13 protein-coding genes and 1 pseudogene are annotated in these 16348 nt (G+C 63.7%); 7 read left to right on the top strand and 7 right to left on the bottom strand.

What is annotated here, in order from left to right; translation table 11 throughout:
• Positions 1-82 precede the first annotated feature (82 nt).
• A complete protein-coding gene (locus ACVI1L_RS36295) occupies positions 83-982 on the top strand; it encodes a LysR family transcriptional regulator (protein ID WP_057016444.1) in 900 nt (299 codons plus the stop codon).
• Here ACVI1L_RS36295 and ACVI1L_RS36300 read toward each other — a convergent pair.
• From ACVI1L_RS36300 to ACVI1L_RS36310, 3 genes are all read right to left on the bottom strand, one after another.
• Positions 979-1536, bottom strand: coding sequence for a flavin reductase family protein (locus ACVI1L_RS36300; RefSeq protein WP_456785058.1), 558 nt, complete (start codon positions 1534-1536; stop codon positions 979-981). The genes ACVI1L_RS36295 and ACVI1L_RS36300 overlap by 4 nt on opposite strands.
• 86 nt (positions 1537-1622) lie before the next feature.
• Positions 1623-1748 (bottom strand): hypothetical protein, encoded by a 126-nt coding sequence (locus ACVI1L_RS36305; RefSeq protein ID WP_309145028.1) that lies wholly within the window; start codon positions 1746-1748, stop codon positions 1623-1625.
• Positions 1738-3237 carry an NAD(P)H-hydrate dehydratase gene (locus tag ACVI1L_RS36310; protein ID WP_456785059.1) on the bottom strand — a complete coding sequence of 500 codons (1500 nt, stop codon included), beginning with the start codon at positions 3235-3237 and terminating at the stop codon, positions 1738-1740. Before ACVI1L_RS36310 ends, ACVI1L_RS36305 begins: the two co-directional genes overlap by 11 nt.
• 354 nt (positions 3238-3591) lie before the next feature.
• Between ACVI1L_RS36310 and ACVI1L_RS36315 the strand changes: the two genes are divergently transcribed.
• Positions 3592-3930, top strand: a complete 339-nt coding sequence (locus ACVI1L_RS36315; protein WP_011441447.1) for a P-II family nitrogen regulator — start codon at positions 3592-3594, stop codon at positions 3928-3930.
• 151 nt (positions 3931-4081) lie between these two features.
• On the top strand, positions 4082-5491 hold the full coding sequence (glnA, locus tag ACVI1L_RS36320) for a type I glutamate--ammonia ligase (protein WP_028333940.1): 1410 nt from the start codon (positions 4082-4084) through the stop codon (positions 5489-5491).
• Positions 5492-5657: 166 nt separating this feature from the next.
• On the opposite strand, the gene ACVI1L_RS36325 is transcribed toward glnA, so the two are convergent.
• Positions 5658-5921, bottom strand: coding sequence for a tautomerase family protein (locus ACVI1L_RS36325; protein ID WP_076825319.1), 264 nt, complete (start codon positions 5919-5921; stop codon positions 5658-5660).
• Positions 5922-6073: 152 nt separating this feature from the next.
• Here ACVI1L_RS36325 and ACVI1L_RS36330 point away from each other — a divergent pair, with 152 nt between their 5' ends.
• Positions 6074-7051 carry a GlxA family transcriptional regulator gene (locus ACVI1L_RS36330; RefSeq protein ID WP_168855916.1) on the top strand — a complete coding sequence of 326 codons (978 nt, stop codon included), beginning with the start codon at positions 6074-6076 and terminating at the stop codon, positions 7049-7051.
• A 185-nt stretch (positions 7052-7236) separates the two neighbouring features.
• On the top strand, positions 7237-8466 hold the full coding sequence (locus ACVI1L_RS36335) for an ABC transporter substrate-binding protein (RefSeq protein ID WP_168855917.1): 1230 nt from the start codon (positions 7237-7239) through the stop codon (positions 8464-8466).
• 274 nt (positions 8467-8740) lie between these two features.
• On the opposite strand, the gene ACVI1L_RS36340 is transcribed toward ACVI1L_RS36335, so the two are convergent.
• Entirely contained in the window at positions 8741-9808 is a 1068-nt protein-coding gene (locus ACVI1L_RS36340; RefSeq protein WP_076825313.1) for an ABC transporter substrate-binding protein, read from the bottom strand.
• 183 nt (positions 9809-9991) lie between these two features.
• Positions 9992-12265: a PAS domain S-box protein gene (locus tag ACVI1L_RS36345; protein WP_456785060.1), complete on the bottom strand. Its 2274-nt coding sequence runs from the start codon at positions 12263-12265 to the stop codon at positions 9992-9994.
• Between the two features lie 759 nt (positions 12266-13024).
• Between ACVI1L_RS36345 and ACVI1L_RS36350 the strand changes: the two genes are divergently transcribed.
• Together ACVI1L_RS36350 and ACVI1L_RS36355 are read left to right on the top strand one after the other, a co-directional pair.
• Positions 13025-13834, top strand: coding sequence for a hypothetical protein (locus ACVI1L_RS36350; RefSeq protein WP_229192711.1), 810 nt, complete (start codon positions 13025-13027; stop codon positions 13832-13834).
• 591 nt (positions 13835-14425) lie between these two features.
• A pseudogene (locus tag ACVI1L_RS36355) lies at positions 14426-15186 on the top strand (IS5 family transposase).
• Positions 15187-15471: 285 nt separating this feature from the next.
• Here ACVI1L_RS36355 and ACVI1L_RS36360 read toward each other — a convergent pair.
• The gene (locus ACVI1L_RS36360; protein ID WP_057020651.1) at positions 15472-16242 is read right to left on the bottom strand and encodes a gamma-glutamyl-gamma-aminobutyrate hydrolase family protein; all 771 of its coding nucleotides are present in this window, start codon (positions 16240-16242) and stop codon (positions 15472-15474) included.
• Between the last annotated feature and the right edge of the window lie 106 nt (positions 16243-16348).

A 16348-nucleotide genomic window follows, 5' to 3' on the forward strand; every position in this document is an offset into this window, starting at 1 on the left:
AGATGTCCGACACTGATCTTTCTAACGAGATTATCTTAAGAACTGTTCAGTTCTTTGGGACAATCCCTGCAGGGCAAAAACGATGTCGCAGATCAATTTCAAGCTGCTGCACATGTTCATCGCGGTCGCCGAGAACAAGAGCTTTCGCCAGGCCTCCGAGCAGCTCAACCGCTCGCAATCCGCGGTCAGCATGCAGATCAAGCTGCTGGAGGACCAGGTCGGCGCCGCGCTGTTTCATCGCACGACGCGGCGCGTCGAGCTGACCGCGGAGGGACTGCAACTGCTGACGCATGCGCGGCGCGCGCTCGGCGAATGGGAGAACGGCCTGCGCGAGATCCGTGAGGTCATCGACATCCAGCGCGGGACACTGTCGCTGGCCTGCGTCCCGACCATTGCCGCGACCATTCTGCCGCAGGCCCTGCACGCCTTCCAGGCGAGCTATCCCGGCATCAACATCAATCTGCGCGAGCTTGCGGCCGAGGACATGCTGGACTGCCTGCGCCGGCGCGAGGCGGATTTCGGCATCGGGCCGGAGACGGACGGCTCGACCGAGTTTCAGTTCGCGCCGCTGTTCAACGACCCGATCTATGCGCTGGCGACAAGAGCGTTTCCGTTTCGCAAGCGCAGCGCTGTCGACCTAACCGAACTGTCCGCCTATCCGATCCTGCTCAACTCAAAATCGGCGGCGCTGCGCTCGATGCTGGAGCGCGCGCTCGCCACGCGCAATCTGCAGATGAAGATCAAGTTCGAGGTCGAGCACAGCTACACGCTGGCCGCGCTGGCCGGCGCCGGTCTCGGCGTCGGCATCCTGCCGAAGGTCGCCTTGCCGCGGCCGGTCAGGAAGACGATGCAGGCGCTACCGATCGTCAATCCGACGCTGGAGCGCACCGTCTGCATCGTCTCGTTGCGCGGACAATCGTTCTCGCCGGCTGCCGGCGCGCTGACATCAGTGATTCACAAATTCCTCAAGCCGCGCCCTTAGGTCCGCCGGGCCAACCCGCAGAACGCGCCACCAAAATAGATCAGCGGCGTCTCCCCCTCACGCAGATGCATCGCGCGGACCGCGCCGACGAAGATCGAATGCGTGTCGTGCGCATGCTCGTCGATCAGCTCGCAGTCGAGCCCGATCAGCGCATCCTTAAGGATCGGCGCGCCCGTGGCCAGCGACAGCCAGCCGTCGGCGTCGGAAAAGCGATCGTCCCGCTCGATGCCGCGGCGGCCGGCGAACACATTGGCCAGCTCGGCCTGGTCGGCGTGCAGCATGTTGACGCCGAACGCAGCGGTGCGCCGGATCAGGCCATGCGCGCTCGCCGAGCGGTTGACGCAGGCGATCAGCCGCGGCGGCGTGTCCGACAGCGAACAGACCGACGTCGCCGTCATCCCCGTTCTGTCGCCCGGCCCGCCCGCCGACAGGATCGTCACCGCGCCGGCGTGGTGACGCATCGCCGCGCGATAGGACGCGGGGTCGACGCTCCCGTGAGCCGGAGCGGCGGCGATCCGTGAGGCGGTCGAAAGCAGGCTGGTCGGTGCATTCATCTGGCTGTTCCGGGCGAGAGGCGACGGTTTTGAATCGTATAGGCCAGCCGGATCGATCGCAGAAACGCAAATATCTAACCAGTTGTTCAGATCATCCGATCAATGCCGGGCGTGTGCAGGCCGGCGAGCCGCGGCAGCGCCTGATCGAATGCCGCGCGATGCACGCGCGCGGCAACATCCATGTCGGCCAGCACGAGCCGCCTAATACTCAATCCCGAACTCGTCATAGAGACGGCGGAACACGGCGGGCAGCACTTCGGTGAGATCTTCCGCGATCAGGCCGGGGCCCGCCTCGCTCGCGCTCTCGCCGTGCATCCAGACGCCGATGCTGGCCGCCTCGAAGGCCGCGACGCCCTGGGCCAGGAAACCCGCGATGATGCCCGACAGCACGTCGCCGGCGCCGGCGGTGGCGAGCCACGGCGGCGCGTTGGCGGCGACGGTGGCGCGGCCGTCGGGAGACGCGATCACCGTGTCGGCGCCTTTTAGCAGCACCACCGCGCCGGAGCGCTCGGCCGCCGCGCGCACGCGCTCGAGCTTGGAGCGGCCGGGATGCTTGTTGGAAATATCGCTGAACAGCCGCGGAAACTCGCCCTCATGCGGCGTCAGCACCACCTGCTGACCGGCGCTCGACTTGATCGCCTCGAACAGCCGGTCCGGCGCGCCGGCAAAGCTGGTCAGCGCGTCGGCGTCGAGAACCAGATGCCGCTGCGCCGACAGCGCGGTGTGGACGAAGTCACGGGTCCGCGCGCTGACCCCGGCGCCAGGACCGATCACGCAGGCATTGAGGCGCTTGTCGCCAAGCAACTCGGCGAACTGGATCGGGTTGTCAACCGCGCGCACCATCACCGCAGTCAGCGCCGCAGCGTTGACGGCAAGCGCGTCGCGCGGCGAGGCCAGCGTCACGAGGCCGGCGCCGGCGCGCAGCGCGGCGCGCGCGGCGAGCCGTGCCGCCCCGGTCGAGGCGAGATCGCCCGACACCACGACGGCGTGCCCCCGCGCGTATTTGTGGCCGTCGATCCGCGGTACCGGAAACGACCATCGCCAGGCCTCCGGCGCATTCTCCGCGGTCAGCGGCTTGATCTCGTCGAGCACCTGCGCGGCGATACCGATGTCGGCGACGCGCACCCGGCCGCAATACATCCGGCCCGGCAGCAACAGATGCGCGGGCTTCTTGCGGAAGAAGGTGACGGTCTCGGTGGCCTGCACGGCCGCTCCCATCACCGCGCCCAATGTGCCGTTGATGCCGCTCGGCAGGTCGACCGCCAGCACCGGCGTACCGTTGGCATTGATCGCCGCGATCATCTCCAGCGGATCGCCCTTTACCGGCCGGTTGAGGCCGGCACCGAACAGCGCGTCGACGATCAGCGCCGGCTTGCCGAGCGCCTGCGGGTTGAACGGCAGCACCGGATATTTCCAGCCCTTCGCCGCCAGCGCCGCGTCGCCCTGCAGGCTGTCGCGCTCGCAGAGCAGGATCACCGAGACCTCGCGGCCGCGCGCGGCAAGCTCGGCGGCAGCGACAAAGCCGTCGCCGCCATTGTTGCCGCGGCCGGCGACCACCACGATCGGCCCCTCCTCGACCAGGTCCATCGCGGCTTCCGCGACGGCCTGGCCCGCGCTCATCATCAGCGCGAAGCCCGGCGTTCCGGCTGCGATGGTCAGCCGGTCAGCGCGCTCCATCTCGGTCGTGGTCAGAACGTCCATGCCGAATCCTCAATCGCTTCGCCTTTTCGAGAGGCAATTCCTGTGACGTTCGCGGGGTTTCTACTGGCCGACTGCATACGGATCGATCTATTTGCCTATTTGTTAGGCTCGGATATCATAGCCCATGTGGTTCGATATCAGCCGATTGCCTGTTAAAAGGCTGATAACATTCTGAAATCGGGGACCTTAACAACTTGGCATAGACCCTGCTTTTGAGGAAGCCGCGCGCAAGGCCGCTTCATGCGACCATTGCGCGTGTTTCCGGCTACCGGCCGGAAGCCTTAAGACCAACCAGACTGCGCCCCACGCGCATCGAACTCGACCCTGCAATCTGCAATGCCCGGGAGGCGCTCAGTGAAGAAGATTGAAGCCATCATCAAGCCCTTCAAGCTCGACGAGGTGAAAGAAGCGCTCCAGGAAGTCGGACTGCAAGGCATCACCGTCACCGAGGCCAAGGGATTTGGCCGCCAGAAGGGCCATGCCGAACTCTATCGCGGTGCGGAATACATCGTCGACTTCCTGCCCAAGGTGAAGATCGAGATCGTGATCGGCGACGACCTGGTCGAGAAGGCGATCGACGCGATCCGCCGCGCGGCGCAGACTGGCAGGATCGGCGACGGCAAGATCTTCGTCTCCAACATCGAGGAAGCCATCCGCATCCGGACCGGCGAATCCGGGCTGGACGCTATTTAAGGGCGGTGCTATCCGGATTTTCCGACGGCAAAAGAGAAAAAAGGCTGCTTCGGCAGCCTGATTTCGTTTGTGTAGTCACACGAACTCGCCAAAAGCGGGAATAACGTCGCTCTCCGCTGGAAACCGACCCGCACATCCATAAGGGGTATTCATGAAGACCGCCAAAGACGTCCTGAAATCGATCAAGGACAACGACGTCAAATACGTCGACCTGCGCTTCACCGATCCGCGCGGCAAGTGGCAGCACGTCACCTTCGACGTCAGCATGATCGACGATGACATCTTCGCCGAGGGAACGATGTTCGACGGCTCGTCGATCGCCGGCTGGAAGGCGATCAATGAATCCGACATGTGCCTGATGCCCGACCCGGTCACCGCGACGATCGACCCGTTCTTCGCCGAGACCACCATGGTCATCACCTGCGACGTGCTCGAGCCGACCACCGGCGAGCCCTACAACCGCGACCCCCGCGGCATCGCCAAGAAGGCCGAGGCGATGGTGAAGTCGATGGGCGTGGGCGACACCGTGTTCGTCGGCCCCGAGGCCGAGTTCTTCGTGTTCGACGACGTGCGCTATTCGGCCGAACCATACAACACCGGCTTCCGCCTCGACTCCTCCGAGCTGCCGATCAACTCGGCGACCGAATATGAGGGCGGCAACCTCGGCCACCGCATCCGCACCAAGGCCGGCTACTTCCCGGTGCCGCCGCAGGACTCGGTGCAGGACATGCGCTCCGAGATGCTCGGCGCGATGGCCAAGATGGGCGTCAAGGTCGAAAAGCATCACCACGAGGTGGCCTCGGCTCAGCACGAGCTCGGCATGAAGTTCGACACGCTGACGCTGATGGCCGACCATATGCAGATCTACAAGTACTGCATCCACCAGGTCGCCCACATCTACGGCAAGACCGCCACCTTCATGCCAAAGCCGGTCTACGGCGACAACGGCTCGGGCATGCATGTGCATCAGTCCATCTGGAAGGACGGCAAGCCGACCTTCGCCGGCAACAAATACGCCGACCTGTCGGAGACCTGCCTGCACTACATCGGCGGCGTCATCAAGCACGCCAAGGCGATCAACGCGTTCACCAACCCGTCGACCAACTCCTACAAGCGTCTGGTGCCGGGCTATGAAGCCCCCGTGCTGCTCGCCTATTCCGCGCGCAACCGCTCGGCGGCCTGCCGCATCCCCTACACCGCGAACCCGAAGGCCAAGCGCGTCGAGGTGCGTTTCCCCGACCCGATGGCCAACCCCTATCTCGGCTTCGCCGCGATGCTGATGGCCGGTCTTGACGGCATCAAGAACAAGATCGATCCGGGTCCGGCGATGGACAAGGACCTCTACGATCTGCCGAAGGAAGAGCTGAAGCAGATCCCGACCGTCTGCGGCTCGCTCCGCGAGGCGCTCGAGAGCCTCGACAAGGACCGCGCGTTCCTCAAGAACGGCGGCGTGTTCGACGACGACTTCATCGACGCCTATATCGAGCTGAAGATGACCGAGGTCGCGCGTTTCGAAATGACCCCGCACCCGGTGGAATTCGAGATGTACTACTCGCTGTAAATCTTACGGCACCGACGACAAGCGAAAGGCGCTTCCACCGGAAGCGCCTTTTGTTTTTGGGTGAGAACGGTGCGTAGGATGGGTAGAGCGAAGCGAAACCCATCGCACCGGTGCAAGCCTTGAGATGATGGGTTTCGCTTCGCTCTACCCATCCTACGCAGGGCAGTTACACCTTCGCCTTGGCGAGCCGCCGTCCGCCGGCGTCGAGCGCGCCGAAGGTGCCGGCGATCATGTCCGGCGTCGGAATCATGCCGCCGAGCGACCAGCTCGCCGGCTCGCCCTCCTCGATCTTGACCCAGACGTTGCGGCGGAAGTCCGGGTTACCCTGCCCCTCGATCTCGACTATGAGATCGGTGACGCGCTCCAGCAGCGCCTGCTTCTGCGCGACATCGAAGATGCCGCGGACGGTGGAAATGGTGACGTAAGGCATGGTCTCTCTCCATTGCTGAGGGTGTGACAACGCAGCGAAGATGGACCGGCACGGCACAATCAGGCAGTGGCCGATCGGACAGAGATCGGGCAATATCTGCCACCGCCCGATCGCGCTGATCGGCTAGCATGACGGCAAATTCCGGAGGTCCCATGAAGCTTGCGATCCTCGCGCTGGAAGGCTGCATGCAATCGGCGGTCGCCGGCATCGCCGACATCCTCACCCTCGCCAACCACGTGATGCAGCTGCGCGGCGGCAAGGCGCGCTTCAGCTGGCAGACGCTCTCGCTCGACGGCAAGGCGGTGCGAGCCGGCGGCGGCAAGTTGCTCGCCGTCGATGGTGCGGTGGGCAGGCGGACGGCGTGCGACGCGATCATCGTGCCGGGCAGCCTGGTCGATCATCTCACCGCCGAGCGCCTGCAACCGCAATATGACCGTGCTGGCGCCTGGCTGCGCCGGCAGCATGCCAGCGGCCGGCTGATCGGCGCATTCTGCAGCGGCGTGCTGCTGCTCGCCAATGCCGGCCTGCTCGACGGCCGCCGCGCCACCATCACGTGGTGGCTGCAGAGCGAGCTGCGCCGCCGCCATCCCAAGGTCGATCTCGCCGGTGATGCCGTGATCACGCAGGCCGATCGCCTGGTCTGCGCCGCTGGCCCGATGTCGTGGGTCGATCTGTTGCTGCGGCTGATCGAGCTCGTCGAAGGCGCGGAGGTCGCAAAAATTTGCGCCGACTATGCGGTGATCGACACCGCGCAGCGCACCCAGGCGATCTTCATGCCGCTCGGCTACATGCTCGGCCAGGACCCGCTGCTGATCAAGGCGGACATGCTGGTGCGCCGCACCGGCAAGACCCCGATCACGGTGCGCGGCCTCGCGCATGCGCTCGGCCTCAGCGAACGCACACTGAACCGCCGCTTCCGCGAACTGACCCACGAGCCGCCGCAGGCCTTCATTATGCGCCGCCGCGTCGAGCACGCCCGCACGCTATTGGAAACAACGGCGCAGCCGATCAAGGCGATCGCCCGCGCCACCGGCTATGAGGACGAGAGCAGCTTTCGAAAGGCCTTCCGCAAGCTCACGCTGACATCGCCGCAGGCCTATCGCGCGCAACGATCGATGCGCGCGGCCTGATCGCGGGAAGCCCCGGAAGACTACGGTCAGCAACGCTGACGAACCTGATGACGTGATGCGAACCGCACACAAGGTTGTGTTTCCGGGATCGACAACGCCTGGGCTCGGGTGTTCACTGCCGGCAAGGACCCGAAAGCGGCCTCCGATAAAACACACATTCATTTTTCTGCATGGGGAGAAACGAGATGTCTTTCGTCGCTCGACGAATGGCGGCGCTTTCGACCGCCATCACCATTCTCGCTGTCTGTGCTGGCAGCGCATTCGCCCAGAAGAAATACGACACCGGCGTAACCGATACCGAAATCAAGATCGGCAACATCATGCCGTATAGCGGGCCGGCATCCGCCTACGGCACCAGCGGCCGGGCCCAGGCGGCCTATTTCCGCAAGATCAACGCCGAGGGCGGCATCAATGGCCGCAAGATCAACTTCATCTCCTACGACGACAGCTACAGTCCGCCGAAGACGGTCGAGCAGGCGCGCAAGCTGGTCGAAGGCGACGAGGTCTTGCTGATCTTCGCCTCTCTCGGCACGGCATCCAACGGCGCGATTCAGAAATACATGAACGTGAAGAAGGTGCCGCAGCTGTTCATTCAGACCGGTGCCACCAAGTGGAACGATCCGCAAAGCTTCCCATGGACCATGGGCTGGCAGCCCAGTTATCAGAGCGAGGGACGGATCTACGCCAAGCACATCCTGAAGGAAAAGCCGGGCGGCAGGATCGCGGTCCTCTACCAGAACGACGATTATGGAAAGGACTATCTCAAGGGCCTGAAGGACGGCCTCGGCGACAAGGCGGCGTCGATGATCGTGATCGAGGATGCGTATGAGGTGGCCGAGCCGACGATCGACACGCACATCGTCAAGATGAAATCGATGAATGCCGACGTATTCGTCGACATCGCCACACCGAAATTCGCGGCGCAGGCCATCAAGAAGGCGGCCGAGATCGGCTGGAAACCGCTGCACATCCTCAACTCGGTAGGTTCCTCGCTCGGCGCCGTGATCCAGCCTGCCGGCTTCGAGAACGCACAAGGCATCATTTCGGTGGCCTACCTGATGGATCCGCTCGATCCGCAATGGAAGGACGATCCCGGCATGAAGGCGTTCGACGAATATCTCTCCAAATATTTCCCCGAAGGCAATCGGGCCGACAGCCTGATTATGACAGGGTACAATGCGGCTCAGACGCTGGTTCAGGTGCTTAAGCAGTGCGGCGACGATCTCACGCGCGCCAACGTCATGAAGCAGGCTGCCAACCTGAAGGCCTTCCGCACCACCAACCTGCTGCCCGGCATCACGATGAACACCAGCCCGATCGATTTCGCGCCGATCAAGCAGATGCAGCTCAGACGACTCAGGGGCGAGCGATGGGAGCTGTTCGGGCCGATGCTCAGCGCGGAAGTGGGCGGTTAGCCGACCGCGACCCCTCACTGCGCCGCCGGACTGTCCGAGCACTATCCGCGTCATTGCGAGGTGCTCGCGACAAAATTGCAAAGCAATTTTGCGCTGAAGCGACGAAGCAGTTCATCTCTCCGCGTATCCGGACCGATGGATTGCTTCGCTTCGCTCGCAACGACGCTAGTAGCCTTGGATCTGTAGGATGGGTAGAGCGCAGCGAAACCCATCATCTCGCCCCCTGCACAAGCGATGGGTTTCGCTTCGCTCTACCCATCCTACGGAGCTTGACCTACACCCGGAACAGCTTCGCGTACCTCGCCTTGATCTCCTCCGACTGCACCTGCACCTGGGCCGGATCGGCCTTGAGCATTTTCAGTTTGTCGAGCGGCACGTGACCGGCCTTCTCCTTCACCTTGGCGTGGAACGAGCGGTGCGCGAATTCGTCGGCCAGCATCTGCTGCGTCTCGGCGCTGAAGAAGTAGCTCTGGAACAGCCGCGCCGCATTCGGGTTCGGCGCGTTCTTGAAGATGCCGCTCGGGACGATGATCAGCGGCGCGCCCTCGGCCGGATAGACCACCTCGACCGGCTTGCCCTGATCCTTGGCCAGCACGAGGTTGTAGTCGTTACCGTCGGCCATCACCGCGCGCTCGCCGAGCAGAATCTTCTTCGGCGGATCGGCCGCCGACTGCACCTGCATCACGCGCTGCTGCGACAGCTTCTCCAGATACGGCCAGCCGAGGTCGCGTGCCAGCACGAAGGTCGCGGTCATGATCGCGCCGGAATAGCTCGGGTGGCCCTTGACGATTTTGCCGCGCCACTTGGGATCGAGCAGGTCGGCGTAGCTCTTCGGCGCCTCCTCACGCTTCACCTGCTCGGTGTTGTAGCCGATTACCTCGAACCAGGCGCAGGATGTCGCCGAGGTGCCGTCGGGATCGATCTGGTCGGCCGGAAAATGCCTGGCGACGTCCTCCGGCACATAGGCCGCGAGCCAGTCGTTCTTCTTCCAGTCGAGGTAATGCGCGGGATCTGTGGAATTGGCGACGTCGACGGCGTTGATGCCGCTGCCCTGCTCCTGTGCGATGCGCTGGAAGATACGCTCCGCGCCCGAGCGCTCGACGCGGACGCTGATCCCGGGATATTTCTGCTCGAAGTCACGCGCGAGACGCTCGGCCGTGTTCAGCTCCAGCGCGCTGTAGAACGAGATCTTGCCTTCCTTCTTGGCGGCTGCGATCAGCTCCGGCGTCACGGCTTCCGCCGGCGGCGCCGCCGCGCGCAGCGGCTCCGCGAATACCATGCCGGCGGCGGTGGCCGCCGTCACCTTGAGCCAGTCGCGCCTCGACCATTTGCGGTCCTGCATTCCATACTCCCTGAAATCGGGCCGTTGACCGGCCGCGCCTTTGTCGCGGGAGCTTAACGCGTAGGAGGGGTAGAGCGAAGCGAAACCCATCAAATAGCGGCCACATCAGGGATGATGGGTTTCGCGCAGTTTATCATCGGGCCACGCGTTGCGGACCCGTTGGCATCCAGGTCACGCCACGGTCTACGTTTTCGCGGGCGGATTCTCGCGCAGGAAGCGTTCGAGATCGGGCTGCACGGAATAAGGCTGCGGAACCGGATCGCCCTGAAAGTCGACCTGAAGATCAAGGCAGCGCCGCAGCATCCGCGCCAGCTCGCCGCGCCGATAGGGCTTGGTCAGCAGCGGAATGCCGTGACCGCCACGCCCCTGCTGTGCGGGCAGCACGCCGTCGCTGTAACCCGAGGTGAACAGCACCCGCAGTGCCGGGCGCCCGGCCATCAGCGTCTCCGCCAATTGCCGGCCGTTCATGCTGCCGGGCATCACGATATCGGTGAACAGAAGGTCGAACGCGGTGCCGCGTTTGACGATCTCGAGCGCGGCGTCCGCGTTCGCAGCGACCAGCACGTTGTAGCCGAGGCTTTCGAGCTGGCCCGTGACATAGTCCCGGATCGTAGGATCGTCCTCGACGCACAGGATCGTCTCGTCACCGCCCCTGACGGGCAGATCGTCCTCCTCCGCCGCGCGCTGTGCGGTGCCGTCGGCCTTCGGCAGATAGATCCTGAAGATGGTGCCGCGCCCCTGCTCGCTCTTGACCTCGATCCCGCCGCCGCTTTGCTTGACGAAGCCGAACACCATGCTGAGCCCAAGCCCGGCGCCCTGCCCGACCTCCTTGGTGGAAAAGAACGGATCGAAGATCTTCTCCAGATGCGTCGGCGAAATGCCGGTGCCGGTATCGGTCACCTCGATCACGAGATGATCGCCGGCGCGCTCGACGCCGCACGCCACGGCGTCGGGAATCCCGAGCTGGATGTTGCGGGTCGCAAAGCTCAGCGTGCCGCCGTCAGGCATGGCATCGCGCGCATTGATGGCGAGATTGACCAGCGCAGCACCAAGCTGGCTGCGGTCGACGAAGGCGAGCCAGGCGTTGCGGCCGAGCTCCGTCCTGATCTCGGTCTGCGAACCGAGCGTCTGCGACAGCAGCCGGACCACCTCGCCGACCAGGTCGTTGACGTCGGTCTCGCCGGGCTGCAGCGGTTGCTTGCGCGCGAATGCCAGGAGGCTCGAGGTGAGCTGCGCGCCGCGATCGGCGGCATCGCTGATCAGCTTGGCGATTGCGGCGAGTTGCGGGTTGTCCTTGACGCCGTCGGCGAGGATCTCGATCGTGCCGGTGATCACGGTCAGCATGTTGTTGAAGTCGTGCGCGATGCCGCCGGTCAGCCGCCCCAGCGATTCCGACTTCTGCGCCTGGATCAACTGCTCCTCGGCAATACGGCGCTGGCTGACGTCCCTGACAAAGGAATTGATGATCCAGCCGTCGCCGCGGCGCAGCGCGTTGAGGGACACCTCGACATAGAACCGGTGACCGTCGCGGTGCAGGCACGCCGTTTCATAGCGCATGCCCATGCCGCCGGCCGCGGTCTCCTGCAGGAAGCGGGTGATCCGCTGCCGGTGCGCGAGGCGCAGCTCCTCCGGAAACACCAGTTCGACCACCCGATAACCGACCGCCTCGGAGCGCGTCCAGCCGGTCAGCACCTCGGCCTGCGGGCTCCAGTCGAGAATGACGCCGTCCTGGTCGGTCTGGACGAAGGCGTCGAGCGCGGTCCTGACGATGGCTTGCGCCATCTGCTCGCTCTCGACCAGCGCCTGGTGTGCCCGACGCTGCGCGGTGACGTCGTGCAGTACGGCGACCGCGCCCCGCAGATTGCCGGTATCGTCGCGCAACGGCCGCGCGTTGACGACAAGGAAGACGGCCGGTTGCGGCGGTTGCGGTTTGACGATCAGCTCGAAATCGTCGACGTCATCGCCGCGCAGCGCACGCGCCATCGGCGTGTCCGGGATCGGCATCACGGTGGTGCCGTCGGCATAATAGTTCTGGAAGGTGCGAACGCCGGTCAGGGTATCAAAACCGGGTTCGACACTGTACAGCCGTCGCGCCGCGGCGTTGACGATCACGATCATCCCGTGCTCGTCGGCGACCACCACCGGATCGCGGATGCTCTCGACGGTCTTCTCCAGCAGGTGCTGCCTGCTGCCCAGCTGCGCCGACAATTCGGCAAGCGTCGCCGCGAGCTGAGCGGTCTCGCCGTCATCGCTTGAGCCGAGCGAGACCTGCTGGCCGCGCGACAGCGCCTCCGCCGCCCGCACCAGCTGGGCGGGCGTCCTGGACAGCGATCTCGCAATCACCTCAGCCGTCATCAATACCACCGCAACCGCGCCACCCGCGAGCAGAACGCCCGGCCAGGTTACGCCATGGATGAAGCCCAGCGCGAGCAGGAGCGCGGCGACGGGAAACAACATCCCCATCGCCAGACGGCCCGACAAATTCATCCCGACCAACCCCTCGTGTCGGCTGCACCCGAAAATGGAAAAGGAAAAGCAGTATTCGGAAAGGGTCGTCGGCGCCGGAGCAAATATCCCTGTTGCTTAGCCGAGTCCGGCGCCGCAATCCGCCACTTTCGTATCCGTATTAGTACGGAGGAAGGCCGATTCCGGCGCACGCGCAATACCGGAAGAATAGCTGCGACCTGTCGACCAGCGGTACATCTCGCCGGCAGCACAACTCAACATACCGAGAATTTGCAGGAGGGCCCCGGAGTGCATGTTTGGCGCCGTGGTCAGCCGTCGGCCGAACGCGCCAGGCGGGATGCCGACATGGTCGCTCGCCAAACATGGACCACTCCCACGTTTCTGGGTCCAGCCCAGCCCTCGCCGGCGCTTGGCGACGCTCTCAACGCCGACTTACGACACCTCGAAGTAACGTGCCTCGGCTGCGAGACGCATCGTGAGGCGGCCGAACAGGACCTCGATCCACGAGCTCGAGCGCCCCGTGGCAAGCGGTGTTCCCGATTGCGGACGAACAATATCTCGGCCAAAATCGTCGGGACAGTTCAGGAAGGATGAGCTTACAAAAGAGAGACGATGTGACGTGCAGGCCGCATCCTCATCCCTCGTAGGCTTAAGCTGCAAATACCGATCTGGGTCCCGTTGAATGTTAGCGCGCCGAAGAGCGGATCTGCTCTCAAGGCGGGTGACTTTGCATTTGCTACGGAGCACAAAATGGATTCCATGCTGAATGACAGGGTCGCGGAAGGGCGGCTCGTGAGCTTGGAAGAGCAGCTTTCGAACCTCGCGCGCGAAGCAGGAGTCAGCCCTTCCGGCCCGCCGACCGGCAAGAAAGCGTTTCACGCGCCGCTAGAAGCGGTTCATCGATTGGCGGATTGGCGCCACCTGGCCATTGTCGGTTCCGTGCTGGCAGCATGCATAGGTGGCGCTGCTTGGTGGTGGTCGTCACCCAGCGATACGGCGATGGTGGCCTCCCCTGGCCACTCCTCACCTCCTGCGCAAACCCCGCCGAAAGACGCCGCGCCGAAAGACGTTGCGCCGACTGCCGCCGCACTTTCTTCCGACTTGGCGCAGCAGCTTCAACCGATGGCGCGCGATCTCGCGGCCTTGAGGCAGGCGGTCGAACAGCTTGAGGTGAGGCAAGAACAATTGGTCCGCGACCATAAAAATGTCGCAAGCCAACTCGAGGCGAGCCAAGCAGAAATGGCACGCAGCAAAGATATCATCGACCAGATCAAGGCGACCCAGGATCAGATGGCGCGCGAGAGCGAGACGGTCACCGAGCGGCTCAACGCAAGCCAGGACCAGCTGGCCGGTGTCATTGCGAACGCCGCAGAGCCGAAGGTGAGCCCCGAACAGCCAAAGGTAAGCCCCGAACAGCCAACGGTAGCCCCAGAAATACCACTGCCGCGTCCGCGGCCGTCGACCGATGTTGCCCAGGCGCGCAAACCGGCGCCAACCCCGACGCGGCCGCACGCCACCAGCAAACCGCAACCGCCGGCATGGCCATGGTCAGTGCGCTAATGCCGTGACGTGCTGCTTCCTGCGTGCCGTCGACGCGGCAACGGCCGGTACCTGCACTTTGCGATCAATGAAGCAACACGAAGAGGCCGCTGGCGCTGGTCAGCGGCCTCTTGAACCTGATCTTAAATGAACGTCTTGGTGGTAAAATCTTTGCCTCAGGTCCGCCTTTATTAAACGGGGAATTTGCCACACAGTGAAGTCCCAACAGGTGCGATGCTCAACGGAACTCTTGTGACGTTGCGGGGACAACACACTTTGCTTTCGTGACGTCCTGAGTTCTAGGAACGATCTACTCGCCTGCCGCTCGGCTCCCATCGATTGGCCAAGGAAAGCCCCGCGTCTTTCATGGCTTCCCGAACCGAGGTTCGACAAACCGACCCGACGGACAGGCGACGCCACACCTTTGGTGTCGTCCCTGCGAAAGCACTAGCGTATATACATGTCCTCCGCAGTCTTTCCGGAGTCTTCTCAAAGAGTTGGCCGAAAACCGCAGAGAGCTTACTCATCTGCCCTAGGACCGATCGACATTCAGGATTCCCAAGCGGTTTGATCGCTGATTCATAGAGTTCCGTGATTCGAGACACGGAGCAGATGGTGGCGGCGAAACGATATGAGCTGACGGAGGCGCAATGGGCGAGGATTGCGCCACTGCTGCCGGGGAAAGCTGGCGACCCGGGACGTACGGCTGCGGACAATCGACTGTTCGTCAACGGATGTTTGTGGGTTTTGCGATCGGGCGCACACTGGAGCGACCTGCCGGAACGGTACGGCAAGTGGAAAACGGTGCATCAGCGCTTCAGCCGCTGGTGCCATGCCGGCGTCTGGGAGTGCGTGTTCGCTGCTCTGACCGCCGATCGCGACAACCAGTATCTGATGATCGACAGCACCATCGTTCGCGCCCACCAGCAGGCGACGAGCGGAAAAGGGGGGCCAAAGATCAGGCGCTGGGGCGTTCCCGAGGTGGACTGACCACCAAGATCCACATGCTGGCTGATGCGCTCGGCCGTCCGCTCCGCTTCATCGTCACGGCTGGGCAAGTTAATGACATCACCCAGGCGCCGGCACTGCTCCACGGCCAAAGCGGCGATGCCGTGCTCGCCGACAAGGCCTATGACAGCAACGCCCTGCGTGCGATCATCGCGGAAATCGGCGCAACGGCGGTGATCCCGTCAAACCGCACCCGCAGGATCATCATTCCGCACGACGCCGACGCATACAAACAGCGCAACCGCATCGAGCGCTGCTTTTGCCAGCTCAAACACTTCCGACGCTTGGCAACCCGTTATGACAGGCGATCTGACAACTTTACCGGCTTCATCCATCTCGCTGCCGCAATGATCTGGATGCAATGAATGTCGATCGGTCCTAGGGTTGCGCCCGCCGATTTCGGCTCTCGCCTAGTAGCTAACCCCTTGATGATGAGTCGGTTTTCTAGCCTCGAAGAGATGTGTAAATGCCCTAGTGCGAAAGCAGGGACCCATAACCACCGACGGTCCTTGTTGAGCAGTGCCGCAACGACGAGTCCCCCTCCACAACAACCGCCGCGGAGCATGGTCCCTGCCTTCGTAGGGACGACAGCGCGTTTTTCGGAGACGACGTCGTGATTAACGCGCAGGGACGGTGGCGGTGAAACCGTCCTACGCCGCCCGCCGCCGTTCGCGCAGCGCGTCGCCGAAGGCTTCGAACAGGGCGCGGTTGATCGGATTGCGCTGCGGATCGTATTCGGCGTGCCACTGCACACCCAGCGCAAAACCCGGCGCATCGGCGATGCGGATCGCCTCGATGGTGCCGTCCTCGGCGATGCCCTCGATCACGACGCGCTTGCCGGGCTCGAGGATGCCCTGGCCGTGCAGCGAATTGACTCGAATGGTCTCCCGGCCGAGGATTTTTGCGAACGCGCCGCCCGGCGTCAGCGCGACGTCATGACGGTCGGCGAACACAACGGTCGGGTCAGGATGGATCTCGCCGTTCTCCAGCCGCGGCATCCGGTGGTTCATGCGGCCCGGAATCTCGCGGATCTCCGGATGCAGCGAGCCGCCGAAGGCGACGTTCATCTCCTGCAGGCCGCGGCAGATACCGAAGATCGGCACACCGCGCGCGACGCAGGCTTCCGACAGCGCCAGCGCAACGTCGTCGCGGTGGATGTCGTAGGGCTCGTGGGCGGCGCAAGGTTCGGTATTGAAGCGGGTCGGATGAACATTGGCGCGGGCCCCGGTCAGCACCACGCCGTCGACCACGTCGAGCAAGGCACTGACCTCGGTGATTTCGGGGCTGCCGGCGAACATCAGCGGCACCGCGCCCGACACCTCGGCAACCGCGCGAAGGTTGCGCTCCCCGACCATCTGGACTGTGAAACGATTTTCGATGCGATGGGCGTTTCCGATCACGCCGACCACGGGCCGTCTCATTATTGAAGTCTCGCGCAATGATTCTTCTAAGTTTGCGACGTTGCGGAGACGATCATGCCTTCGAGTTCCCGCCGGATCAACTATCTATATCTGCACAGGGGGGCTT

This window comes from Bradyrhizobium sp. USDA 4516 (assembly GCF_054055915.1).

Excerpts from the sequence above, each read along its gene's own strand:
- ACVI1L_RS36295 (WP_057016444.1), top strand. The coding sequence starts at position 83 with ATGTCGCAGATCAATTTCAAGCTGCTGCACATGTTCATCGCGGTCGCC.
- ACVI1L_RS36300 (WP_456785058.1), bottom strand. The coding sequence starts at position 1,536 with ATGAATGCACCGACCAGCCTGCTTTCGACCGCCTCACGGATCGCCGCC.
- ACVI1L_RS36310 (WP_456785059.1), bottom strand. The coding sequence starts at position 3,237 with ATGGACGTTCTGACCACGACCGAGATGGAGCGCGCTGACCGGCTGACC.
- glnA (WP_028333940.1), top strand. The coding sequence starts at position 4,082 with ATGAAGACCGCCAAAGACGTCCTGAAATCGATCAAGGACAACGACGTC.
- ACVI1L_RS36325 (WP_076825319.1), bottom strand. The coding sequence starts at position 5,921 with ATGCCTTACGTCACCATTTCCACCGTCCGCGGCATCTTCGATGTCGCG.
- ACVI1L_RS36330 (WP_168855916.1), top strand. The coding sequence starts at position 6,074 with ATGAAGCTTGCGATCCTCGCGCTGGAAGGCTGCATGCAATCGGCGGTC.
- ACVI1L_RS36335 (WP_168855917.1), top strand. The coding sequence starts at position 7,237 with ATGTCTTTCGTCGCTCGACGAATGGCGGCGCTTTCGACCGCCATCACC.
- ACVI1L_RS36340 (WP_076825313.1), bottom strand. The coding sequence starts at position 9,808 with ATGCAGGACCGCAAATGGTCGAGGCGCGACTGGCTCAAGGTGACGGCG.
- ACVI1L_RS36345 (WP_456785060.1), bottom strand. The coding sequence starts at position 12,265 with ATGTTGTTTCCCGTCGCCGCGCTCCTGCTCGCGCTGGGCTTCATCCAT.
- ACVI1L_RS36350 (WP_229192711.1), top strand. The coding sequence starts at position 13,025 with ATGGATTCCATGCTGAATGACAGGGTCGCGGAAGGGCGGCTCGTGAGC.
- ACVI1L_RS36360 (WP_057020651.1), bottom strand. The coding sequence starts at position 16,242 with ATGAGACGGCCCGTGGTCGGCGTGATCGGAAACGCCCATCGCATCGAA.